This is a genomic window from Candidatus Poriferisocius sp., from assembly GCF_965214065.1.
In the GTDB taxonomy this organism is placed as follows: Bacteria; Actinomycetota; Acidimicrobiia; order Acidimicrobiales; family Bin134; genus Poriferisocius.
On sequence record NZ_CBDCAT010000027.1, the window covers coordinates 350,806 to 372,326 of the forward strand.

The following is a 21,521-nucleotide window of genomic DNA, read 5'->3' on the forward strand; positions in this document are numbered from 1 at the left end:
AGAGCCCCATGAGCAACGAAGCTGCCAACCGAGCGCTGGCCGAGGCCCTGTTCGCCGCCCTGGAGCAGATGGACTGGCCCGCGGTGGCCGAGCTGTTCACCGAGGACGGCACCTACCAGGACATGCCCTTCGAGACCGACTCCGGCGGCACCGTCGGCCACGCCGGCATCATCGGCAAGCTGGAAGTCGGCCTGAGCGCCCTGAACCGCTTCGACCTCGGCGTCACCGACATCTGGGTGAGCGGCGACAACGTGCTCGTCGAGCGAGTCGAAGTCTGGCACCACCCCGACGGCACCGTCGCCAGCCTCCCCGTGCTGTGCCGCCTCCAAATCCGCGATAACAAAATCGCCCACTGGCGCGAATACTGGGACTACAACTACCTCATCGCCCAACAACCAGACTCTTGGCTCCCCCAATCCCCCCGCCCCCGCTGGGACTGACCCCTACCAGTAGACCCTTCGCTTGCGCACCCAGTCGGCGGTGCGGAAGAGCAGCAGCCAGGTGGCGGTGAGTCCCATGGCCATGATCGCCAGGTAGATGAGGAGGCCCATTACTCCGACAAATAAGAGAGGGGGCAGGAAGAACAACGACAGGTTGATGGACTCATTTAGCGACAAGCTTTGTGAGGGTGATGCCACAGTCTTGGCTGCCGCGGTACCAAGCGAAAGGCCGGCTGAGGTGAGGCCGCCCAGCAGGAGCGCACCCATCGCCATCCGCCTCGTTGGCTTGAGCCCCACTTTGGAGAGATGGCGAGCAGTCGATTCCGGCCTGACCTTGGATGCGGCTACGCAGAGAATCGTGACGAACAAGGCAACGACCCCGGGCACGCTCAACAAGCTCAACCAGCCGTAGACGTTTACGTGATCTTCCTCGGTAATTCCCTTGGTGGCGTATCTTCCCCCCAACCCGGTATAGAGCCCCAGCATGCAAAGGGACCCCAGCATCATGAACCACCATTTGCGCCAGTGCTCCAGCCAATACTCCACCGCCAGCCAAATGAGCGCAGCCACCACCATCAGCGAAGAGACAAGCCCAATCGGATGGGCCAGCTCATTCAGCCACCCAGGCGCCCGCCAGATGAAGTACAGCCAAAGAGAATCATCCGAGTAATCCGTCTGGTCCCCAAACAGATGCCAGGTAGCCACCGGCAGCAAAGCCACTAGCACCACCGAAGGAATCAGGGGAAGGCAGCGGTTCCCTGTCGGCACCCTCGTTCCCACCCCCTGCAACTAACGTTGGATCAGGCGGCGGTTACTAGGATTCGCTCGCTGGCGTAGCTACCGATGCCGACGTGGTTCCCGTCGATCTCCACTGTGGTTGTGCCGTCAGGCGAGGATGCGGTGATGACTCCTTGGGCACCGGGGACCATCGAAGAGCCTTCCAGGAAGTCGAGCAGTCCCTCGGTGAATTCCAGTTCTTCGGTGATGCGGGCGACCACGAATCGCTGGCCCACTTTAACCTTGGCTAGCGCTTGCGTTTGAGGGGCCTGGTAGTCGGAGCCGGGGATGGGGTTGCCATGGGGGCAGGTGGTGGGGTCGTCGAGCACCCGCATCATGGCCTGCTCCACCAAGGGGGAGATTACGTGCTCCCATTTGCCGGCCTCAGCGTGCGCCTCGGCCCAAGACAGGCCGAGAACCTGGGTGAGGAACACCTCGGCCAGACGGTGGCGACGCACCACCCGCTCGGCTAAATCCATCCCGTCGGGGGACAGTTCGATTGAGCGGCCCCTCAAGGTGACCAGGCCCTCGGCCTCCAGCCGGTGGATCATCTCAGACACCGCTGGGCGGGAAACGTCGAGGCGCTCGGCCACTCGGGCCTGGATGACGTCGACATCATCTTCAGCCAGCTCGAAGATGGTCTCGCAATACTCTTCGAACGCCGGGTGCCATTCAGGGGTCTGGTACTGGGCCACGATCGGAAGTTTATCGAGTGGAATCTTCCAATAGACGAGACAGTTCCGAGCGGTCGGGCTTTCCCGAGGGCATCGCGGGCATTTCGGCGATCGGGATCAGCTGTTCGGGGGTCATGAAGCGGGCCGCGCCGGCCTCGGCGAACCAGCGGCGGCACTCGTCAAGGTCAAAGGGGCCGTCGGCCACCACAAAAGCTGCCACCCGCTCGCCGAGGCGATCGTCGGGCTCGCCCAGCACCACGGCCTGGCTGACCGTGGGGTGGGATTCGAGGATGGCCTCCACCTCGATGGCGTCGATGTTCTCGCCGCCCCGGATGATCTTTTGGCCCAGGCGGCCGATAACGGTGAGATAGCCGTCGGTGTCGATGCGACCCAGGTCTCCGGTGCGGAACCACCCGTCTTCGGTGAAGGCAGCCGCAGTGTGGGCGGAGTCGAGGTAGCCGACGGTTACCTCGGGGCCGAACACCTGGATCTCGCCATGATCGTCGACTCGGATCTGGGTAGGCGCGAACGGTCGGCCGTCGGTGTTGGCCATGCGCTCGGGGTCGTCATCGATGGTGCAGGTGGTGGCGGTGGGGGCCTCGGTGGAACCGTAAGCTCGCTTGACGATGCATCCGAAGGTGTCGCGGGCCCGGTTCACGAACGCAGGAGTGATGCTGGAGCCGCCGATGGATAGAAGCCGGAGGGAGGCGGTGCGGCTGGGGCTGAAGTCGGGGTGGCCCATGAGGTCGTTGAAGAAGGTGGGCGGGCCGACCATGTAGGTGACCTGCTCGTGTTCGATGAGCCGCAGGGCCTCGCCCGGATCCCAGCGGGACATGAGCACGGTCTTGATCGAAGCGGCGCCGGGGATGAGCACCGCGTGGAGCAGCCCGGCGACATGGGCCAAAGAAGCGGGAAAGAGCCCGGCGTCGTCGGGGGTGAAGGCCTGGATGGCGATTGTCTGGCGGGTCTTGTACGCCAGCGCCGCCTGGCTGTGGACCACGCCTTTGGGAGCCCCCGAGGAGCCGGAGGTGAACATGATGAGGGCCCGGTCGTCGGGTTTGGATTGGGCGACCTGGCGGTGGGAGGCGTTGCCGGAAGCGGGGTATTGGGAGGGTTCCAGCAGGCGGTCGATGCCGAGTGTGGCGAAGGCGTGTGATCGCTGGCGGCCCGCGTCGGAATGCAGCAGGGGGACGGCCACCGCGCCGGCTTGCCAGCACGCCCGATAGGCCACCACGCCTTCAGGGCTGGTGGGGAGTTGGAAGGCCGTGAGCCGGCCCGCCTCGAGGGCGGCCGCGGTCTGGGAGGCCCAGGCGATCACCTCGTCGGTGGTCAGGCGGCGGTCGCCGGCCACGATGAGGTCGTCCCGCCGGGGCACAACCGTGAGCATCTCGTGGATCATGAGTTGTCGACGAAGCGCTCGGCCATCAGCTTCTTCACGCCCGACAGGTTGATCTTGCCCGAGTCGAGCCAGGGCAGGTGCTCGGGTGAGTCGTAGACCGCGATGTGGCGGGGAACCTTGTAGGAGGCGACCCGCTCTGCGACATAGGCCCTGAGCTCCTCGGCGGTGAGCGGGGGTCCCGGTCGCAGCACCACCACGGCAGCCACGTCTTCGAGGCGGTCGGGATGGGGCACCCCGCACACGAAGGCATGCATAACCTCGTCGGGCTCTTCTAGGACCAGCTCGATCTCTCGGGGGGCGATGTTCATGCCTGACGACTTGATGAGCTCGCCCATGCGGCCGGTGAAGTAGAAGTAGCCGTCGTTATCGAAGTAGCCGCTGTCGCCGGTGCGGTACCAGCCGTCGGGGGTGAAGGTGTCGGCTCGGTCCACCTTGTACAGCCGGGACATGAGTGCGTAGCCCCGCACCCACACCTCGCCCCGCACCCCCGTCGGGCAGTCTTCTCCTGTCTCGGGGTTCACGATCCGATGCTCCATTCCCGGTGCCGCCCAGCCGAATGAGCCCCGCTTTTCCTCGGGCAGCCGAGAGCCCATCACGCCCAGGGTGTGGGGGCCGAGCGTCTCGGTCATGCCCAGCGAGTTGACCCGCAGCTCGGGATCGTCGATCTGCTGCTCGGGGGGCAAAAGGGCGTAGAGGCTGCCACCCCGCACCGAGGAGAGGTCGCGTCGGGCAAAGTCGGGATGGTTGACTAGCAACTGGGCCATGTGGGGCCAGCCGACGACAATCGTCACCCGCTCCCTCTCGATAAGGGCCAGGGTGGTGCCGGGCTCGAACCGCTCGTCGAAGACCAGGCAGGTACCGGCGTAGATCGACCCCACCAGCCCCATCACCATGCCTCCCACCCAGAACAGGGGCATCGCCGAGTAGATGCGGTCGCCCACCTCCAAGTCCCGAAATTGCCACAGGTTGTGGGCGTGGCTCACCACAGCCCCCTGGGTGTGGACCGCCCCTTTGGGCGACGAGGTGCTGCCCGACGTGTACACCACGGTGAACTCGTCGGCGGGGGTCGCCTGGGCCTCGGCTGCGGCCAGCATCTTGTCGCTGACGGCTTCACCGCCGGCCAGCAATTTGTCCATGGAAGCGGCCCACGGGCGATCGCACTGGCCCCACACCCATACCGAGCGCAACAGGGGATGAGATGGGGAGGCGATGGCTTGATCTTGGCCAGGGGAGACGACCTCTTCAAGTCGGGCCAGGTAGTCGTGGCCCAGAAATCGGGACACGGTCAACAGCACCTGCACATCGGCGTGGCGCAGCACCCAGTCGAGCTCCCGGGCCTTGTAGTAGGTGTTGGCCAGCACGCCGATGGCCCCGATGCGGCCGATGGCCAACCAGGCGGCGATCCAATCGGGGCTGTTGGGGGCCAGCAACCCCACCCGGGTGCCCTTGCCCACGCCGATGGCCAGAAGCCCCTTAGCTATAGCCGCCGAGGCGGCGTCAGCGTCGGCGAAGGTCATCCGCTGGTCATCGAGCACACCGAGTTCGAGGGGGCCGTAGGCATCGACCGCGGCCCGGATCATGTTAGGAACGGTCGGTTCGAACGGCGGGAACTCGACCGGTTGGGTGCCGGGGCCGGGCTCGGCGGTATTGGGCATTTATGTGCTCTGGGAGGGAGCGATGACCGTTTCGCCGTAGCGGCGCATGGTGTCGAGGGTGGCCTCGATGTCGTCGCCGGGGAGGGTGACGGTGATCCAGGTCACACCCAGCGCTTCGAGATCGGCCAGTGCGGCGATGTGGGCGTCGGCGTCGAAGTCGGGGGCGGCTGGTGGGCCGCCGACGGGGTTCAGGTAGCTGACGTCGAAGTCAGCCGGGTTGCGGCCAGCCTCGTCGACATAGGTCCACAGCTCGTCGAGCAAGGCCGCCAAGTCGTCCAGGGTCTCCAATGGCGGGGTTCTGGCTGTGGTGGCCAAGACCCGGGGAGCGGGGAACGGGGTCCAGCCGTTGGCGACCGCGGCCACCCGGCGGCGGGCACGCTTGGAGTTGCCTCCGATCCAGATGGGAGGATGGGGCTTCTGGACCGGCTTGGGGTTAGCGGTTTGGCCCAGGGCGGTGAAGGTGCTGGCCTCGTAGGCGAAATCGTCGGTGGTCCAGATGCCGATCATGGCCTCGATGGCCTCGTCGAAGATCTGGTTGCGGTTGTTGAAGTCCACGCCGAGGGCCTTGAACTCGCCCTTGAGGTAGCCGGAACCGGTGGCGAAGATGAACCGACCGCCGGAGAAGGAGTCGATGGTGGAGATGGCCTTGGCCATGATGAACGGGTTCCGATAGGGCACCACCACTATGTTGGGAATCAGCTTGATGCGGTCGGTGATCGCTGCGCAGAAGGCCAGGGCGGCGAACGGGTCGACGGCATCGTGGCCGCCGGCATTGAGCCAGCGGTCGGTGGGAGCGGGATGGTCGGTGAAGCCCAGTCCGTCGAATCCGGACTCCTCGGCGGTGCGGGCGAAATCCACCACACCCTGCTTGGTGATCAGCTTCTGATCCCATGGGTGGGCCACCATCGGAAACGTCACTGCGAATTTCATTGATCTCCTTATTTCGGCGCGTTCGGCGCGGCTTTACTGTGCAGCCTCGCTCCGGGTATCGCAAGCGGCTCGCCATTGGGGGTAGCGGCGGTTGCCGGCTTCGGCCCAATCGGCCCGGGGCTCCACCCGGCGGCTTGTGCGGGCCCAGCGGCGGGCTTCGGCCAGATCGCCCGACTCCAGACCGGCGCTGACGCGGGCCATCCAGGCCGCTCCCTTCGCCGCGCCCTCGGGTACCGCGGTGACGTCCACGGGCAGATTGGTGGTGTCGGCCAGGGCCTGCATCCAGCGCTCGACGTGGGTGCCCCCGCCTGCCGCGACGATGCGCTCCGGGGTTGCGTCGGCCACATCGAGATGGTGGCGGACGACGAATCCGGCGGCCTCGTAGGCAGCGGCCAGCACATCGGCGGGACCGTGGCCCACATCGAGGCCGACCAGTGCGGCCCGTAGGTCGGGATCGTGGCGGGGGGTGCGCTCGCCCCGAATGTAGGGCACCCACAGCGGCAGGCGGTCGGGGTGGGACGGATCGTCGGCCGGGTCGCCGGTGATCGCCCGGACCCGCTCCAAGAACAGGCCTCCGGCGTTGCTCGGCCCGCCTATGGCGGACAGGCCGGGCTGGAGGTGGGGAATGGTCCACAACCCATCGGCTTCAGGCCATCCCTCGCACACCGCCCAAGTGATGAGGGTGGTTCCGCAGATCACCAGCACGTCGCCCGGCGTGTCGGCCCCGGAGACGAGCTGCTCGGCCAGCGCGTCGACTGTTCCGGCGGCCACCGGGGCATCGCCCCGGTGCCCGACAGGGGTGGAGTCCATGGCCAGTTCGGGGAGTTTGGCGGGGTCGCACCATTGGGCGTCCCAGCCGTCGGCGCCGAAGACGGGCAGGCAGGTCATGGCGGTGATCGCGTCGATGGCGGCGGCACCGCAGAGCGCGGCGCTAGCTACCGCCTGGGCGGGCCAATAGGCATGGGCGTCGGGCACGGCCTGCTCCAGTGAGCGCAAGAATCCGACGAACTCGCCGTCGGGGTGGTGGCCCCGATGGTCGCCGTACAGGATTCCCGGCGAGATAGGCACCCCGTCGCCATCGACCGCAGCCAGCGACGGAACCATGGCGGCCAGTCCGATGCCCACCACTGGGTGCTCGGCAGAAACGGCGTCACAGGCCCCGACCACGCTGGCATTCCACACTTCGGCGGCATCGTGCTCCAGCACCGCTGGAGAGGGGGCGTTCACGGCGTGGGGGATGCGGGTGCGGGCCCGCACGTCGCCGTCGGCGTCAACCGCCACCGCCTTCACCGAGGTCGTGCCGATGTCGATGCCCATCGTCACCTCGAATGTCTCAGCCACAGCTATCAACCCTACGCTCATGGCGTGGGCAGACTTAGGGCACTGGTTACCGCTCCGCTGCGGGGGACGGGTTTGGACCGGTTGCGGGAGGTGGCCGACGTGGAGTTCGACCCGTGGATCGAGCACCAGCCCATCCGTCTGTACAGTGCCGATGACTTGGCCGACCGGTTGGCGGAGGCATCGGCCGACCTGTTGGTATGCGAGGCCGATGAGTGCCGGGGGCCGGTGTTCGAACAGCCGATACGGGTTGTGGCCTCGACCAGGGGAGATCCGACCAACGTGGATGTGGCCGGGGCCACCGCGGCGGGCATCCCGGTGCTGCATGCCCCGGGGCGCAACGCCGACGCGGTAGCGGAAATGACGGTGGCTCTCCTGTTTGCCGTCAGCCGCCACGTGATCCTGGGAGATCGGGACATGCGGGCGGGCACGGTTTTCACCGACACCCTCCCCTATCAGCGATATCGGGCGTGGCAGATGGCCGGTCGCACTGTGGGGCTGGTGGGGCTGGGCGCAGTGGGGCGGGCAGCCAAATGGCGCTTCGAGGGACTGGGGATGAAGGTGATGGCCTGCGACCCCTTCCAGCCCGACGCCGACTGCGAACTGGACGAGTTGCTGGCCTCCGCTGATGTGGTGTCGATGCACGCCCCGGTCAATCCGGAGACCACAGGGATGATCGGCGCCCAACAGTTTGCGGCCATGCGGCCGGGGGCCACCTACGTGAACACCGCCCGGGCCGCGTTGCACGACGCAGACGCGCTGGTGGAGGCGTTGGCGTCAGGGCACTTGGGGGGCGCAGGCCTCGACCACGTGCAGGGAGAGATCCTCCCGGCGGACCATCCGCTGGCCAATCTCGACAACGTGGTGCTGACGCCGCACATCGGCGGGGCCACCTACGACACCGAAGTGAATCACACCGACATGGTGGTGCAGGACATCTGCCGGCTCTTGGCCGGCGAGCGGCCCCACCGCCTGGCCAACCCGGAGGTATGGCAATGACCGACAGCGGCGACGTTCGAACCCAGGTAGTGGCCGCGGCCAAGGCCATGGACGCCGCCGGGCTGGTGGTGGGCACCGCGGGGAACGTCTCGGGGCGAGAGGCCGACGGCACGATCTGGCTGACCCCGTCGGCGCTGCCGTATGGCCAGATGGGCATCGAAAACCTGGCCGCAGTGGACTTGGACGGGAACCTGCTGGAGGACACGGCTCGGCCGTCCACCGAAAAGGCCATGCACCTGGCCTGCTACCGGGCCTTCCCCGAGGTGGGCGGGGTGGTGCACTGCCACCCGATACACGCCTCGATGTTCGCGGTGGCCCATAAGAGCATCCCCGCGGTGATTGAGGAGGTCATCGTGTACCTGGGCGGGGACGTGCGGGTAACCGATTACCGCCCTACCGGCACCGACGAGCTGGGTGAAGAGGTGGTGCGTCATCTGGGTGATCGATCGGCGGTGCTGATGGCCAACCACGGGATGCTGTGCATCGGCGAGTCGCCCGACCACGCCCTGCACGCCGCCCTGGTGGCCGAGCACACTGCCCGCATCGTGTGGGGCGCCAGCCGCCTCGGCGACCCCGTAGACCTCCCAGAAAGAGCCCTTTCCGATTTCACCGGCGCCTATACCTACCTCCGCCGCGAAACCTGGGCGGCGCCTTAGCGGTTAGACGCCAGCGAGTTCCAGTGGAGCGATTTCTTCGAGAGAGATAGGGCGGTCGGCGACGCCTTCGAAGGCGTCGCTGCCGGAGTAGACCTCTTCGCCCCGCAGGCGGGCTTCGGGATCGTCGATGTCGACGGGCCAGACGATGCCCATGCGGGCTTGGGCCACGTAGTAGGAGTCGGCGTCGGGCACGTCGATGCCCATGGCCTCCAGGGTGCGGCCGGGGTAGGCCATGCGCATGACCCCCTCGGTGAATACCGCGTCGTCGTCGGCGATGACCCGGTCGCAGTCGAACTCGAGGCGGTGCGCGCCGGTCTGTACGATGCTGCGGTCGTAGAAGCCTCGGATGGCGTCGCGGGAGCCGCCGGGGCTGGCGACAGGGTCGTCGGGGTTCGACCAGATGATGTACTGCGGCTTCTCGCTGAGGGTGGCCACCACCCCCTCGATGTCGGCCTGGGCCTCGCACTTCATGTGGGCCAGCACCAGCTCCAGCACATGGCGCCGCCGGGGATTGGTCTCGGCCTCCAGCCGCTCGGCCACCAGTCGCCACGTCTTGTTGGGATTCATCTGCATCGGCATCGCCTTTCGCTCTGGCTTCGACGGAGAGACTACCGGTCAAGAGTTGAGAGGCTCCAAGGGAGCGATCTCATCGAGGCTGATGGGGCGGTCGGCGATGCCTTCGAAGCGGTCGCCCTCGGAGTACACCTCTTCGCCTGACAGGCGTGCTTCGGGATCGTCGAGATCAATCGGCCACACAATCCCCATGCGGACTTCGGACAGATAGAAGGACTCGACGTCAGGCACATCGATGCCCATGGCGTCGAGGGTGCGGCCGGGGTAGGCCATGCGCATGACCCCCTCGGTGAACACGGCGTGGTCGTCCACGATCACCCGGTCGAGATCGAGTTCCCAGCGGTGGGCGCCGGTCTGCACCAGGGATCGGTCGTAGAGGTCGCGGATGGCGTCTCGGGAGCCGCCGGGTTTGCGGATGGGGTTGTCGCCACTCGGCCACATGACGTAATGGGGCTTCTCACTTAGGGTGTCGATGACCCCTTCGATATCGAGCCGCAGCTCTCGCTGCATATGATCGAGTACTAGCTGCAAGATGTGGCGGCGCCGGGGATCGTTCTCGGCCTCCAGCCGCTCGGCCACCAGCCGCCACGAACTATCGGGATTGATCTTCATCGACACCCTCCTTGCTTCGGCCCCGACGATAGGGGCTGGATGGCGACAGCGTCACTAGTGTCGCTGGACGATGAGCGATCGGGACTTTGCGGGGCAAACGGCCATCGTCGGCATTGGCAGCAGCGACTTCGCCCAGCTGTACCGGACGCCTGATCCGGAGCGGACCGGTGAGGGGCTGGCCGCTGAGGCCATTGCGGCCGCCATTGCCGACGCGGGGCTGGAGAAGTCGCAGATCGACGGGCTGATCACCGGGGGGCTGGCCCACTACGAGCCGGTGGCCTATCGCACCGGGCTCACCGACGTGCGCTTCGTGGTGGACTACCCCCAAGCGGGGCGCATGTGTGCAATGGCACTGATGCACGCGGCCACCGCGGTACACCATGGGCTGGCCGACTACGTGGTGCTGTTCAACTCGGTGGCGTTCCGCACCCAGGGCACCAGGTTTGGGGCCCAGCCTCAGGGGCTGCTGTACGACACAATTTACGGGATGGCCTCGCCGGGGGCGCAGTACTCGATGGGGTTTACCCGCTACCAGGCCGAATACGGGGGGACCGAGGAGCAGCTGGGGGCCATCCCGGTGGCCATCCGCTCCCACGCCCGGATGACTCCTGGGGCCATCATGCAACAAGAGATGACCATCGACGACTACCTGGCCGCCCGGTACATTGCCGAGCCTCTGCGGCTGTTCGACTACTGCCTGGTGAACGACGGGGCGGTGGCCTACGTGGTGACCACCGCCGAGCGGGCCCGGGATCTAGCCCATCCCCCCGTGCTGATCGCCGGCGCTGCGGGGCGGGCCAACTTCCGGGAGTGGTACGTGGACCTGGGCTTTTGGGACGAGGCCTGCCGATCGATGAAGGCCGACCTGTTCGACCCGCTCGGGGTGACCACCGAAGACATCGACTGCCTTCAGGTATACGACAACTTCAGCGTGTCGGTGCTGTGGGGCCTAGAGGGGTTTGGGTTCGTGCCAAAGGGCCAAGGGTTGGAGTGGGTGCAGAACGGTCGCATCGCTTTGGGCGGGGAGCTTCCGGTGAACACCAGTGGGGGGATGCTGAGCGAGTCGTACCTCCAGGGGTGGAACCAGCACGCCGAGGCGGTGCGCCAACTGCGGGGCCAGGCCGGGCAGCGCCAGATCCTCGACTGCGACTGGTCGCTGTACTGGTGCCTGTCAGCTCTGCCGGGGGCGTCGCTTTTGTGCCGGGACGGGGTGCTGTGAGCAGCGAAGCGGGGTACGCCAAGCCGCTGCCCACGGTTACCCACGAGGACCGGGAGTTCTGGGCCGCGGCCCGCGAGCACCGCTTCGTGCTGCCCCAGTGCCGGGCTTGCGGGCACGTGTGGTTCCCGCCCTATGCCTCCTGCCCGTCGTGTCTGTCGTTCGACCGGGGGTGGACCGAGGCATCGGGGAGGGGCACGGTGTGGGGCTTCACGATCATGAGACAGCCTTACATCGGTTCGTTCGAGCCGGAACTGCCCTACAACGTGGTGCTGGTGGAGCTGGAGGAGGGGCCGATGGTGTACTCCAACCTCATCGCCATAGACAACGCCGATATCGCCTGCGGCTTGCCTGTGGAAGCAGTGTTCGAGGACGCCACCGACGAGATCACCCTCATCAAGTTCCGCCCCGTTTGAGGGGGCTCGGTGGACGGGCTAGGGCGGATCGGCTAGATGGCGGTCATTCCGTGGGAGTGACCGGCGGTGTAGCCGCCGTCAACGGGGAGGGCGACGCCGGTTACGAATGAGGAGTCGTCGGAGGCCAAAAAGAAGGCCGCTCCGGCGATCTCGGAGGGGAGGCCCCAGCGCTTGAGCTTGTGCTGGTCGCGGATGCTGTCGGCGATGGGCCCCAGATGGGGGATGACCGACTGGAACATGGGGGTGTCGATGAAGCCAGGGCAGATGGCATTGGCCCTGATGTTGGCCGGGCCGTAGTCGTTGGCCATGTTCTTGGTGAGCAGGATCACCCCGCCCTTGGAGGCGTTGTAGGTGCTGCCCCCCTCACAGCCTTCTAGCCCCTCGACGCTGGCGACAGTGATGATGCTCCCGGATCGGGCCTCGACCATCGGCTTGAGGGCGGCCCGGCACGACAGCATGGTGCCCTTGAGGTTGATGTCCTGCACCCGGTCCCACTCCTCGACATCGAGTTCGTGAACCTGGCCGCCGCCGGCGACTCCGGCCGCGGTCATCAGCACGTCTAGCCGGCCATGCTCTTGGACGATCTGGCCGACCAGCTCTTCTTGGGCGTCGGCGTCGCGGACGTCGACAAGGTGGAAGCTCGACGCCGGAGCAGTCTCGGCCACTGCCTTCCAACCATCGCTCTCCGCGATGTCGGAGCCGATCACCACGGCCCCCTCCTCGGCGAAACGCTCCGCGGAGGCCAGGCCGATGCCCGAAGCCGCCCCGGTGATCCACGCCACCCTGCCTGTAAGTCGTCCCATCTGCGGTGCCTCGCTCTCTTTTGTGGGTCGGGAAAATCGTAGGCTCGCCGCTGCGTCCTCAGGCAGTCCGGGGACCAATCAACGCGCCGGGAAGCGCATCGGTCGGCGCGCCGTGCCAGTAAGTGGGGACGCCGTTGGCGATGGTGGCTCGAAATCCGCCCGGCTCCCGACTGAACCGCCACGACCCGCCGGGCACGTCCTGTCGCTTGACCTCTGGCCCCAAGTCGATCTCGTCCAGGTTGAACACAGCCAGATCGGCGGCCTTGCCGGGGGCGATCACTCCCCTATCGGCCAGCCCGAAGAAGCCTGCGGTCCGCCCGGTGAGAACGTGGACTGCCTCTTCGAGGGTCAAAAGGCCGGTGTCGCGGTGATAGTGGGTGAGTAGGTGAGTGCTCTGGCCGGCCCCGCAGAACAACTGAAGGTGGGCGCCGCTGTCATTGACGTTGGTGAGGGTGTGGGGCGAGCGGATCGCCTCGGCCAGGGCGGGCTCGTCGTGGACGTCGGGCAGCGCCCGCAGCGACGAGCCGATGCCGTTGTCGAGCAGCCAGGAAGCCAGTGCGTCGGAGACGTGCTGGCCGGTGTTGGCCGCGTGGTCGGCCAGCGAGATCCCCATGGGGCCGACGCCGGTCTCAGACAGGGCAAAGATCAGCGTGTGGGGGTGGTCGACTCGGGCCCGGCGGGACTTCTTGCGGTTATCCCAGTCGGAGCGGGCCTGATCTCGCCACGCGGGATCGGCCAGCAGGGCCATCTTGTTCTCGGGAGGACCGTTGACCAGGTCATTCCAGGCCGGAACCCGCTGAAAGGTCAGCGCCTTCTCAAAGTTGAAGTAGAGGTCGAGCGGACGGGTGCCCACCGTGGGCCAGAAGTCCACCCCGGATTCCCGGAGGCGGCGGTCGAAGGCCAGCGTATCGGCCCGATACTCGGTCTCAGCGGCGATGGCGGGGATGGCCGTCCACTGCCCTCGCACGCCCCGAGGCTTGGCCAGGGTGGCGAAGCGCTCCACGTCGGCCAAGTTGTGCTCGGGCTCGTTGAACCGGGTGATGGCCTGGAAAGTGGCGCCGGGATGGGCGGCCAACACGTCGAACAGTGCGGCGTACTCTTCATCGTCGGCGTGGCGGCTGGGCACCAATCGCAGGGTGCGGTCCATGTCGAAGCCGTTGGTGGACAACCCCAGGGCGCCGGAGGCCAGGGCCTCGTCCAGCGCTTTGGCCATGGCGGTGCGCTCGGCGGAGGTGGCGGGACGGTCCCAGGCGGCGTCGCCCATGACGAAGGTGCGAAGGCTGATGTGGCCGACATAGCCGGCGATGTTGGCCGCGGTGGGCTGGGTGTCGAGCGCGGCCCGGTATTCCGGCCAGCTCGCCCAAGTCCAGGGCACTTCTTTTTCGAAGGCAACCTGGGGCAGGTCTTCCAGGAAGCAGAACAGATCCACCACTTCGTCGCGCTGAGGTCCGTCGAGGGGAGCCATCGACATCCCGCAGTTCCCGAACACGGTGGTGGTTACCCCGTAGCTGGGCAGCGGATCAAAGGAGGGGTCCCACCACATGGCCCCGTCGAGGTGGGTGTGGGTCTCGATGATGCCGGGGGCAACCAGCGCCCCGGCGGCGTCAAGCTCCCGCTCGCCGTCGGAAGCCAAGCCGGTACCCACCTCGGCGATGGTCCGGCCCCGCACCCGAACATCAGCCCGTCGGGCCGGCGCACCAGTGCCGTCCACCACCGTTCCGCCGCGTATCAGCAAGCCGCTCATCTTCATGACAGTACCGCTGTGCTTCGACTCGGGCCGGTGGGGCTAGCCCACCAGGCGGACGCGCTGGTGCTTGACGGCACCTAGGTGGAGGTGGCCGTGGCGCTCGGGCTCGTCGACCAGCTCTAGGCGGGGCAGAAGAGGCAGGATCGCTCGGAGCATGGCCCGCAGCTCCCAGCGGGCCAGGTTGGCCCCCAGGCAGAAGTGGACTCCGTGTCCGAATGCCATGTGGTGGTTGGGATTGCGGCCCACGTCGAAGCGGTAGGGGTCGTCGAACACCGCATCGTCCCGGTTGGCCGAGGGGTAGAACACACCCACGGTGTCGCCCTCTTTGATCAGCTGGCCGTTGCGCTCCACGTCGGCGGTGGCGGTGCGGGCGAATTGGATGACCGGCGACGTCCACCGCAGGATCTCCTCCACCGCCGGCTCGATCAGCGACTCATCGGCCAGGAGACGGTCGATTTGGTCGCGGTGCTGGAGCAGGGCGGTCACACCCGAGGTGGTGGCATTGCGGGTGGTCTCGTTGCCTGCGCCCAGCAGCAGGGTGATGTAGCCGGTGAGCTGCTGGGTGTTGAGCGGGCAGCCGTCGACCTCGCCCTGAACCACCGCTCCGGTCATGTCGTCGCGGGGCTCGGCTTGGCAGTCTTCGATGATCGTCCTGATATAGGCGCTGAAGTCCTTGCCCATCCGGAACCTCAGGTCGTCGAAGGTCTCGCCCGGCTCGGCCCACCGCATATTCTCCTCGTCGTTGAAGGCCATCTCGGTGAACTTGTGAACCTTTGACCAGTCTTCAACATCAAGGCCCATGAGGTCGCAGATGGTGGCCAAGGGCAGCTTGACCGCATAATCGAGCACCAAGTCGGCCTCGCCGTCACGCTCCAATATCTCGACGAACTCGCCGGTGAACCGGGCGGCGTACTGGGCGAGGTGCTCCTCATGCTCCCGCATGGCCCGGGGGGTGAACCGGCGGGCGGTGAGCAGGCGGAACCGGGTGTGGCGGGGCCGGTCCAAAAACACCATGTCCATGGGCTCGTCCAGGTCCCAGCCCAGCTCGGTGAGCCGCCGTGCCCGGCGCTCCCACATGCCCTTGTCCTCTTCAATGGAGGCCAGGCGCAGGCGGGGGCCGCCGTTTATGAACAGCTTGTCGTTGGACGACACCCAGTGGATGTCCTCGTGGCGGGTGACGGCCCAGAACGGCTCGATGTCGGGTCGCTCGTACCAATGCACGGGGGCCTCGGCCCGCAGCATGTCCCACGCCGCCCATGGATAGCCGCGTTCCTGGTACAGGTCAGTGGAGTGGATATCGATCTCGTCGAGTAAGAGTGCCGTATCCGACATCCCACCGACGCTAGTCGCCTCGGCGACCGGCCAATAGTCGGGAGCGGAGAGGCTCGGGGGCAGCCAGCTCGAAGCTCTGGTTGTCGAGACGAGCGAAGCCAGCCAGCGGGTGGCCGGGGCGCCACCACAGCGCATTGGGGCTAACCGAGTTGGGCCCGGCCAGGTAGCGGATGTAGCTGGCGGCCATCATCGAGGCCGAGTGATCCACGAACTGCTCGTTGGTCTCCACCGGGCACACCATCACGGTGTGGGCGGCGGGGATGGTCACCACTGCGCCCTGCGGCCCGATATCGGGAACTGTGCGGGCGAAGTCGAGCAAATGGCCGGAGACGAACAGGGAGTACCCCGAGAACACCCGGAACTGCCCGGACAATTCCTCCGCCTCCATCGGAGCCAGCGGCTCGGCCATCAAGGTGTTGGCCAGCGCGATCGCCATCACCTCGGCGTGCTCCACGCCCCAGTCCTCGAAATAGCTGCGGTCCACCGGGCTGGCGGCGCCGTCCAAGTCCACCGACAGGCAGGCAAAAAGTCCCAGCGGCAGGGGATCGCGCACCGCGTCGATATGACAAAGGTGCTGGGCGCTCACCACCCTGACCCTCAGATCGGGCTGGAGCCGCTCGTAGTCGCCTAAGCGCTCGGCCAAAACATCAGGGGCGAAATCGTCAAGGCGGGCAACATGGTTGTAGATAATGAGCCTCCAGTCGTCGGGGTCGGATGACCGACAGGTTTGGGCCAGGTTGGACAGCCCCAGCACGCAGTCCATCTTCTCGACGGCCACGGTCCCGTCGACCTCATCCACAGCGTGGTGGCCGAATCGGGCTTGAACGACGCTCTCCACTAGGTGCAGAAAGCGGCGGCGCTGGTCTGAGGTCCACCACGGGGCCCAGGCACAGATTTCCGGTGGAGCGGACACGAATCCTTCTCCCTTCACATGTCTCACATGTCGATTGAAGGGGGAAGCTTCGGGGGACGATAGCGGGATTGGGTTGGGGAACGCTTGTGGAAATCCAATTTATTCTATTTTATTTCAACTTATTTCAAGGGGCCGTCTGCCGTCACCGGCGACCACTATTCTGGGGACGTGGCTGACGCGGCGCTTATCAACATCATCAAGCAGCAAGGTCTACGGAAATTGGACCAGCCGATAGAGCTGGCCAGTGGGGCCTTGTCGAGCGACTTCGTCGACGTCAAGGTGGCCCTCTGCCGATGGGCCGACCTCCAGGTGGCATGCCGAGCGATTGTTCAGCGGGTGCGGAAGGCCGGCATCGAATTCGACGCGGCTGGCGGGATGACCATGGGGGCCGACTCGCTGGCGGTGGGCATAGCAGCCGAAACCAACGGCCATTGGTTCTCAGTACGAAAGGAGCCGAAGAAGCGGGGCACCAAACAGCAGATCGAGGGCACTCCCCTCGGACCGGGCCACCGGGTCTTGCTGCTTGAGGACGCAACCACCACCGGAGGCTCGACGGAAAAGGCCTTTAAAGTGGTACGCGACACCGGGGCCGATGTGGTGGCGGTGGCCACAGTCGTCGACCGGGGCGACACTGCCCGGCGCCGCTTCCAAGCCCTGGGCGTGCCCTACTTCCCCGCTCTCACCTACACCGACTTGGGCATCGACCCGGTGGTACCGCCCGAATAGGCCAACCTGATTGCTCAGGCAGAACGGAGGATGGTGGCGGGGAGGGTGTCGAGTTGAGCGAGCAGTGATTTGCCGTCGAGGCGGGTGGGGGTTCCGGCGACGAGGGTGTGGTCGACGCCGGTGGGCTTGTCGGCAATGAGGCGCTCACCGTCGGCGGGCATGTCGTGGACCCGGCGGATGGGTCCGACTTCGAGGTTGTCCCAGTCGATCACGGTGATGTCAGCCACCGCGCCGGGGTGCAGGTAGCCGCGGTCGGGGGCCAGGCCGAGCATCTCGGCCAGCTCGCCGGTGAGCTTGTGGATTCCGGCTTCGGGGGTCATCACCTGGCGGTCGCGTACCCAGCGGGACAAGAAGTCGGTGGGCATAACCGCATCACAGATCTGGCCGACGTGGGCGCCGGCGTCGGACAGGCCCATAACCGCCCCCTCGGCCTGCATGAGGGAGGTCACGCCATCGACCTCGTCGTTGGCGAAGGTGATCTCGAAGCGGGTCAGCAGTCCGTCGGCCAGGGCGATGTCGCACATAGCGTCCCACGGGGTGCAGCCCCGCTCGGCGGCCACTTTGCCCACGGTGCTGCCCACTAGCTCGGGCTGGCTGGGCGACTCCACAATGGCCAAAGTGTTCCAGCGGGAAGCCAGAAGGCCGTTGGCGTCGAGGTCGGACTGCACTCGGGCCCGCCAGTCGGGGTCGGCATACAGCGTGTGGCGGTCTTCATGGGCCAGGGCCACCAGCTCTTTGAACGAGCCCATGGTGTAGAAGGAGGTGGGCTCGATCATGGTGACGTGCTGGGTGATGGGGCGGCAGGTGACCTGCACCCACACGTCGGCCCCGGCGGCCCGGCCGGCCAAGTGGTCGGCCAGCTTGGTGCGGTAGTCGGCCCGGGAGGAGGCCGCGGCAGGGTAGGTGAGGATGGACGACCAGTTGAGCCGCCGGCCCAGCTTGGGCTGGAGGTCGTACACCCAGCGGTAATTCTCCCCCGGCGCCACATGCACCACGCCCCGGCCAATCTCGGCGGTGACGGCGATGAGGGCTTCGGTTTCTTCTTGGGAGGCGGCGATGGACGGCACCGGGCGGCCGCCGTCGCCCAGGTGGAATCCGGCCCGATCGGTGGAGAACCCCAAAGCGCCGCCGTTGATGGCTTCGGCCACCGCGGCCTTCATTTGGTTTACCTCTTCGGGCGTGGCCTCTCGCTCGTAGGCCTCTTGGCCCATGACGTATAGACGCACCGCGGTGTGGCCCACATAGCCGCCGAAGTTGACGGCCAGCCCTCGGTGCTGGATCACGTCGAGGTACTGGCCATAGGTCTCGAAGTTCCAGTTGACCCCTGCCTCGAGGGTGGCCACCCGCATGTCCTCCACCTTGTCGAGGGTGCGTATGAGCGAGGCCCGGTCGGCGGCCTTGGTGGGGGCGATGCTGTAGCCGCAGCTTCCGGCCACCACCGAGGTGACCCCGTGCCAGCATGACGACGACAGCCACGGGTCCCACAGCACTTGGGGGTCGTAGTGGGTGTGGCAGTCGATGAAGCCGGGGCAGACCAGGCGGCCGGTGGCGTCGATCTCGGTGGGGGCTTTGACTGTTTTGTCGATTTCGGTGATGCGGCCGTTGGCGATGCCTATGTCGGCTTGTTGGCCGGGCTGGCCAGTGCCGTCTACGACGGTGCCGCCTCGGATTGCTAGGTCGGGGCTCACGGTTCCAATGTAGGGGAGTCCCCTCGTTCACGCCCGGCGCATACCGGCAATAAGATGTTTGGCATGCCTTCTCGCCTGCTTGATTTCCCGGTTTTTGACGCCGATAACCACATGTACGAGACCACCGAGGCCCTTACCAAACACTTGCCCGACTCCCACCGAGGCCTGGTCGATTACATCGACCACAACGGCCGCACCAAGATCATGGTGAGGGGCAAGATCAGCGAGTACATCCCCAACCCCACGTTCCAGCGGGTGGGCTCTCCCGGCGCCCAGGAGGAGTACTTCAAGAGCGGCAATCCCGAGGGCAAGTCGCACCGGGAGATCATGAAGCCGATCGACGCCCTGCCCGCGTTTTTCTCCCCGGAACCCCGGCTGGAGCTGATGGACGAGCTGGGCCTGAACTACGCCATGATGTACCCCACCTTGGCGTCGCTGGTTGAGGAGCGCTTCCGGGACGCCCCCGACGAATGCCACATCGTCATCCACGCCCTCAACCAGTGGATGCTGGAGCACTGGACGTTCAACTACGAAGGGCGCATCTTCCCGACGCCCATCGTGACCCTTCCCATCGTGGACAAGGCCATCGAGGAACTGGAGTGGTGCGCGGAGCGGGGGGCTCGAGCGGTGTTGATCCGCCCCGCGGCGCCTCCCGGGCTGAGAGGGCCGCGGTCGTTCGCTCTGCCCGAGTTCGACCCGTTCTGGGAGCGGGTGGTGGAGTTGGACATTCTGGTAGCCATGCACGCCTCCGACAGCGGCTACAAGCGGTTCACCGACGAGTGGGAGGGCGTCAGCGGGGAGATGACGGCGTTCCGACAGTCGCTGTTCCAGATGGCGATCTCGCACAACCGGCCCATCCAGGATGCGGTGACCTCGTGGGTGGCCCATGGGGCGCTCAACCGCCATCCCAAGCTGAAGGTGGCCATCGTGGAGAACGGAAGCTCTTGGGTGCGCCCGCTGCTGGCCCATTTGGAGGGCGTCTACGAGCGGTTCCCCCACTCCTGGGAGGAGCATCCGGTGGAGGCCATCAGGCGTAATCTCTGGATCCATCCCTTCCACGAGGACGACCCGGTGGGGCTCATCGATTTGGTGGGAGTGGACAACGTGATTTTCGGCTCGGACTATCCCCACGTGGAGGGCATGGCCGATCCGATCTCGTTCGTGGACCAGCTTGACGGGCTGCCCGACGACCAGGTCCGCAAGGTCATGGGCGGCAACATGGCCGACCTGATGAAGGTGGGCTAGGAACCAGCCCCGGAGGGCGCCGGTTCGAGGTTGAGGAAGCGGGCCAGGTTGTCGCACATGATGGTTTTGATATCGGCGTCGCTCATGCCCTTGAGCTGGGTGGTGGCGTAGAGGGCGGGGAAGGGCAGGCCCTCGCTGTGGGGGAAGTCGGAGCCGAACACAATGGGTTCGATGCCCACCGCCTCCACCACCCGGGCCACATTCTCCTCGGGGAAGGGCGCCACGATGAAGTGGTCGCGGAAGATGTCGCTGGGACGGCGGTCGAGCTTGGGACCCCACTTGGCCCCTCGGCCCATGAGGTAGGCGTGGTCCATCTTGCGGAGGATGTAGGGCAGCCACACAGTGCCCTGTTCTGACAGGCACACCTTCACGTTGGGGAAGCGGCCGAAGAGGTTGTGCAGCACCATGGCGGCCACAGTCTCCATGGCCGGGCGGTCGCCCCAGTAGAGCACCCATTGGAGGGCGTCGAAGTCGCCGAGCACGTCTTCGGGGTCCTCGCTCCAGTCGGCCCCGTACTTCTGGTAGTCGGTGGCCCCCAGGTGGGTCACCACCCGGGCCCCGGCCTCGTTGATGCGGGCCCAGAAGCCGTCGTAGACCGGGTCGGCCATGGAGCGACCGCCCCTTGTGTTGTGGCGTCCACCGTGGACGTGTCCGCTGATGATCTGGATGACGGTGGCCCCCTGGCTGAGCACCAGCTCGACTTCGGCGGCGGCCTCATCGGGGTCGGCCAGCGAGACGTAGGCGGGAAGAAAGAGGCGGTTCAGGTAGCCCCAGCCGATCTCCTCGTTGATCCAGCGGTTGTAGGCCCGGGTGTTGGCGTAGATACCGTCGACGTCATCGGCGAACTCGTACTCCAGCGACAGCACCTGGTTGGGGAACATGAGGGCGGCGCCGATGCCCTGGCTGTCCATAAGGGCCAGCCGCAGATCGCGGTTGCCCCACGACTCCTCCTGGTCGCGGAAGTAGGCCATGAGATCGACCCGCTCGCCGTCGGTGAGGTTGCGATAGGGGTTGAGCCGGGACAGCAGCATCCCCGGCGAGTGGATGTTGGACTGGCCGGGCTTCATCTGGTTCTCGTCGCCCGCTTGTGGCACGGCCCGGGCGGCCACTTCGGCGGCGGTCTCGTCGTCAGCGGCCACCATGGCCACCGCCTGGTTGATACGCGACGGCCGCCCGCCGAACACCCCCACCCAGCGCCCCTGCTCGTCGGCCTCGAAGGTGACCGACTTGTGACGCCACTTGGGGTCGATGTGGTTCACATAGAGATCGCGGGGCTCCACAAAGTGGTTGTCGGCGTCGTTGATGAGAAACGGCAACTCGACATGCGTCTGCACCTGAGCCAATGCCATGGCCGCCATGGTACGGGAACGCCAGAAGGGCGC

At 66.4% G+C, this 21,521-nt stretch carries 21 protein-coding genes; 7 read left to right on the top strand and 14 right to left on the bottom strand.

All coding sequences use genetic code 11. The features are described 5' to 3' along the window. The first annotated feature begins 8 nt into the window (after positions 1-8). Positions 9-440, top strand: a complete 432-nt coding sequence (locus tag ACOOGG_RS07905; RefSeq protein ID WP_420434009.1) for a nuclear transport factor 2 family protein — start codon at positions 9-11, stop codon at positions 438-440. 3 nt (positions 441-443) lie between these two features. On the opposite strand, the gene ACOOGG_RS07910 is transcribed toward ACOOGG_RS07905, so the two are convergent. Genes ACOOGG_RS07910 through ACOOGG_RS07935 form a run of 6 tightly spaced genes read right to left on the bottom strand, consistent with a single transcriptional unit; the run spans position 444 to position 7,237 of the window. Next, positions 444-1,220 carry a hypothetical protein gene (locus ACOOGG_RS07910; protein WP_420434011.1) on the bottom strand — a complete coding sequence of 259 codons (777 nt, stop codon included), beginning with the start codon at positions 1,218-1,220 and terminating at the stop codon, positions 444-446. A 20-nt stretch (positions 1,221-1,240) separates the two neighbouring features. Further along, positions 1,241-1,912 carry a metal-dependent transcriptional regulator gene (locus ACOOGG_RS07915; protein WP_420434013.1) on the bottom strand — a complete coding sequence of 224 codons (672 nt, stop codon included), beginning with the start codon at positions 1,910-1,912 and terminating at the stop codon, positions 1,241-1,243. A gap of 10 nt (positions 1,913-1,922) precedes the next feature. After that, positions 1,923-3,278: a class I adenylate-forming enzyme family protein gene (locus tag ACOOGG_RS07920; RefSeq protein WP_420434015.1), complete on the bottom strand. Its 1,356-nt coding sequence runs from the start codon at positions 3,276-3,278 to the stop codon at positions 1,923-1,925. 8 nt (positions 3,279-3,286) lie between these two features. Beyond that, positions 3,287-4,945 (bottom strand): class I adenylate-forming enzyme family protein, encoded by a 1,659-nt coding sequence (locus ACOOGG_RS07925; protein WP_420434017.1) that lies wholly within the window; start codon positions 4,943-4,945, stop codon positions 3,287-3,289. Then, positions 4,946-5,875, bottom strand: a complete 930-nt coding sequence (locus ACOOGG_RS07930; protein ID WP_420434019.1) for an LLM class F420-dependent oxidoreductase — start codon at positions 5,873-5,875, stop codon at positions 4,946-4,948. A gap of 33 nt (positions 5,876-5,908) precedes the next feature. Then, a complete protein-coding gene (locus tag ACOOGG_RS07935; protein WP_420434021.1) occupies positions 5,909-7,237 on the bottom strand; it encodes a xylulokinase in 1,329 nt (442 codons plus the stop codon). 3 nt (positions 7,238-7,240) lie between these two features. Between ACOOGG_RS07935 and ACOOGG_RS07940 the strand changes: the two genes are divergently transcribed. Both ACOOGG_RS07940 and ACOOGG_RS07945 read left to right on the top strand, forming a co-directional pair. Next, positions 7,241-8,212 (top strand): NAD(P)-dependent oxidoreductase, encoded by a 972-nt coding sequence (locus ACOOGG_RS07940; protein WP_420434023.1) that lies wholly within the window; start codon positions 7,241-7,243, stop codon positions 8,210-8,212. Then, complete coding sequence (locus ACOOGG_RS07945) at positions 8,209-8,868, top strand: class II aldolase/adducin family protein (protein WP_420434025.1); 660 nt, start codon at positions 8,209-8,211, stop codon at positions 8,866-8,868. The genes ACOOGG_RS07940 and ACOOGG_RS07945 overlap by 4 nt, the downstream gene beginning before the upstream one ends. A gap of 3 nt (positions 8,869-8,871) precedes the next feature. On the opposite strand, the gene ACOOGG_RS07950 is transcribed toward ACOOGG_RS07945, so the two are convergent. Next, positions 8,872-9,441 carry a nuclear transport factor 2 family protein gene (locus tag ACOOGG_RS07950; RefSeq protein ID WP_420434027.1) on the bottom strand — a complete coding sequence of 190 codons (570 nt, stop codon included), beginning with the start codon at positions 9,439-9,441 and terminating at the stop codon, positions 8,872-8,874. A gap of 42 nt (positions 9,442-9,483) precedes the next feature. Further along, complete coding sequence (locus ACOOGG_RS07955) at positions 9,484-10,053, bottom strand: hypothetical protein (RefSeq protein ID WP_420434029.1); 570 nt, start codon at positions 10,051-10,053, stop codon at positions 9,484-9,486. Between the two features lie 70 nt (positions 10,054-10,123). On the opposite strand from ACOOGG_RS07955, the gene ACOOGG_RS07960 reads away from it, so the two are divergent. Next, entirely contained in the window at positions 10,124-11,272 is a 1,149-nt protein-coding gene (locus tag ACOOGG_RS07960) for a thiolase C-terminal domain-containing protein (RefSeq protein ID WP_420434031.1), read from the top strand. Continuing rightward, positions 11,269-11,685 (top strand): Zn-ribbon domain-containing OB-fold protein, encoded by a 417-nt coding sequence (locus ACOOGG_RS07965; RefSeq protein ID WP_420434033.1) that lies wholly within the window; start codon positions 11,269-11,271, stop codon positions 11,683-11,685. The genes ACOOGG_RS07960 and ACOOGG_RS07965 overlap by 4 nt, the downstream gene beginning before the upstream one ends. Before the next feature lie 32 nt (positions 11,686-11,717). On the opposite strand, the gene ACOOGG_RS07970 is transcribed toward ACOOGG_RS07965, so the two are convergent. Genes ACOOGG_RS07970 through ACOOGG_RS07985 form a run of 4 tightly spaced genes read right to left on the bottom strand, consistent with a single transcriptional unit; the run spans position 11,718 to position 16,480 of the window. Then, the gene (locus ACOOGG_RS07970; protein ID WP_420434035.1) at positions 11,718-12,488 is read right to left on the bottom strand and encodes an SDR family NAD(P)-dependent oxidoreductase; all 771 of its coding nucleotides are present in this window, start codon (positions 12,486-12,488) and stop codon (positions 11,718-11,720) included. Between the two features lie 58 nt (positions 12,489-12,546). Then, positions 12,547-14,232 (bottom strand): N-acyl-D-amino-acid deacylase family protein, encoded by a 1,686-nt coding sequence (locus ACOOGG_RS07975; RefSeq protein WP_420434037.1) that lies wholly within the window; start codon positions 14,230-14,232, stop codon positions 12,547-12,549. Positions 14,233-14,274: 42 nt separating this feature from the next. Then, on the bottom strand, positions 14,275-15,567 hold the full coding sequence (locus tag ACOOGG_RS07980) for a cytochrome P450 (protein ID WP_420434039.1): 1,293 nt from the start codon (positions 15,565-15,567) through the stop codon (positions 14,275-14,277). 10 nt (positions 15,568-15,577) lie between these two features. Beyond that, positions 15,578-16,480 (bottom strand): hypothetical protein, encoded by a 903-nt coding sequence (locus ACOOGG_RS07985; protein WP_420434041.1) that lies wholly within the window; start codon positions 16,478-16,480, stop codon positions 15,578-15,580. Between the two features lie 168 nt (positions 16,481-16,648). On the opposite strand from ACOOGG_RS07985, the gene ACOOGG_RS07990 reads away from it, so the two are divergent. Then, entirely contained in the window at positions 16,649-17,206 is a 558-nt protein-coding gene (locus ACOOGG_RS07990; protein WP_420434043.1) for an orotate phosphoribosyltransferase, read from the top strand. A gap of 14 nt (positions 17,207-17,220) precedes the next feature. Here ACOOGG_RS07990 and ACOOGG_RS07995 read toward each other — a convergent pair whose 3' ends face one another. Further along, positions 17,221-18,894: an N-acyl-D-amino-acid deacylase family protein gene (locus ACOOGG_RS07995; protein ID WP_420434045.1), complete on the bottom strand. Its 1,674-nt coding sequence runs from the start codon at positions 18,892-18,894 to the stop codon at positions 17,221-17,223. 63 nt (positions 18,895-18,957) lie between these two features. Between ACOOGG_RS07995 and ACOOGG_RS08000 the strand changes: the two genes are divergently transcribed. After that, on the top strand, positions 18,958-20,139 hold the full coding sequence (locus tag ACOOGG_RS08000) for an amidohydrolase family protein (RefSeq protein ID WP_420434047.1): 1,182 nt from the start codon (positions 18,958-18,960) through the stop codon (positions 20,137-20,139). Here the strand turns inward: ACOOGG_RS08000 and ACOOGG_RS08005 are convergent. Next, complete coding sequence (locus ACOOGG_RS08005) at positions 20,136-21,488, bottom strand: amidohydrolase family protein (RefSeq protein WP_420434049.1); 1,353 nt, start codon at positions 21,486-21,488, stop codon at positions 20,136-20,138. The genes ACOOGG_RS08000 and ACOOGG_RS08005 overlap by 4 nt on opposite strands. Between the last annotated feature and the right edge of the window lie 33 nt (positions 21,489-21,521).

What these genes read in the sequence shown, in the direction of transcription:
- ACOOGG_RS07945 (WP_420434025.1), top strand. Translation starts at nt 8,209, where the DNA reads ATGACCGACAGCGGCGACGTTCGAACCCAGGTAGTGGCCGCGGCCAAG.
- ACOOGG_RS07935 (WP_420434021.1), bottom strand. Translation starts at nt 7,237, where the DNA reads ATGAGCGTAGGGTTGATAGCTGTGGCTGAGACATTCGAGGTGACGATG.
- ACOOGG_RS07980 (WP_420434039.1), bottom strand. Translation starts at nt 15,567, where the DNA reads ATGTCGGATACGGCACTCTTACTCGACGAGATCGATATCCACTCCACT.
- ACOOGG_RS07920 (WP_420434015.1), bottom strand. Translation starts at nt 3,278, where the DNA reads ATGCTCACGGTTGTGCCCCGGCGGGACGACCTCATCGTGGCCGGCGAC.
- ACOOGG_RS07970 (WP_420434035.1), bottom strand. Translation starts at nt 12,488, where the DNA reads ATGGGACGACTTACAGGCAGGGTGGCGTGGATCACCGGGGCGGCTTCG.
- ACOOGG_RS07930 (WP_420434019.1), bottom strand. Translation starts at nt 5,875, where the DNA reads ATGAAATTCGCAGTGACGTTTCCGATGGTGGCCCACCCATGGGATCAG.
- ACOOGG_RS07925 (WP_420434017.1), bottom strand. Translation starts at nt 4,945, where the DNA reads ATGCCCAATACCGCCGAGCCCGGCCCCGGCACCCAACCGGTCGAGTTC.
- ACOOGG_RS07955 (WP_420434029.1), bottom strand. Translation starts at nt 10,053, where the DNA reads ATGAAGATCAATCCCGATAGTTCGTGGCGGCTGGTGGCCGAGCGGCTG.
- ACOOGG_RS07950 (WP_420434027.1), bottom strand. Translation starts at nt 9,441, where the DNA reads ATGCAGATGAATCCCAACAAGACGTGGCGACTGGTGGCCGAGCGGCTG.
- ACOOGG_RS08000 (WP_420434047.1), top strand. Translation starts at nt 18,958, where the DNA reads ATGCCTTCTCGCCTGCTTGATTTCCCGGTTTTTGACGCCGATAACCAC.
- ACOOGG_RS07975 (WP_420434037.1), bottom strand. Translation starts at nt 14,232, where the DNA reads ATGAGCGGCTTGCTGATACGCGGCGGAACGGTGGTGGACGGCACTGGT.
- ACOOGG_RS07960 (WP_420434031.1), top strand. Translation starts at nt 10,124, where the DNA reads ATGAGCGATCGGGACTTTGCGGGGCAAACGGCCATCGTCGGCATTGGC.
- ACOOGG_RS07905 (WP_420434009.1), top strand. Translation starts at nt 9, where the DNA reads ATGAGCAACGAAGCTGCCAACCGAGCGCTGGCCGAGGCCCTGTTCGCC.
- ACOOGG_RS08005 (WP_420434049.1), bottom strand. Translation starts at nt 21,488, where the DNA reads ATGGCATTGGCTCAGGTGCAGACGCATGTCGAGTTGCCGTTTCTCATC.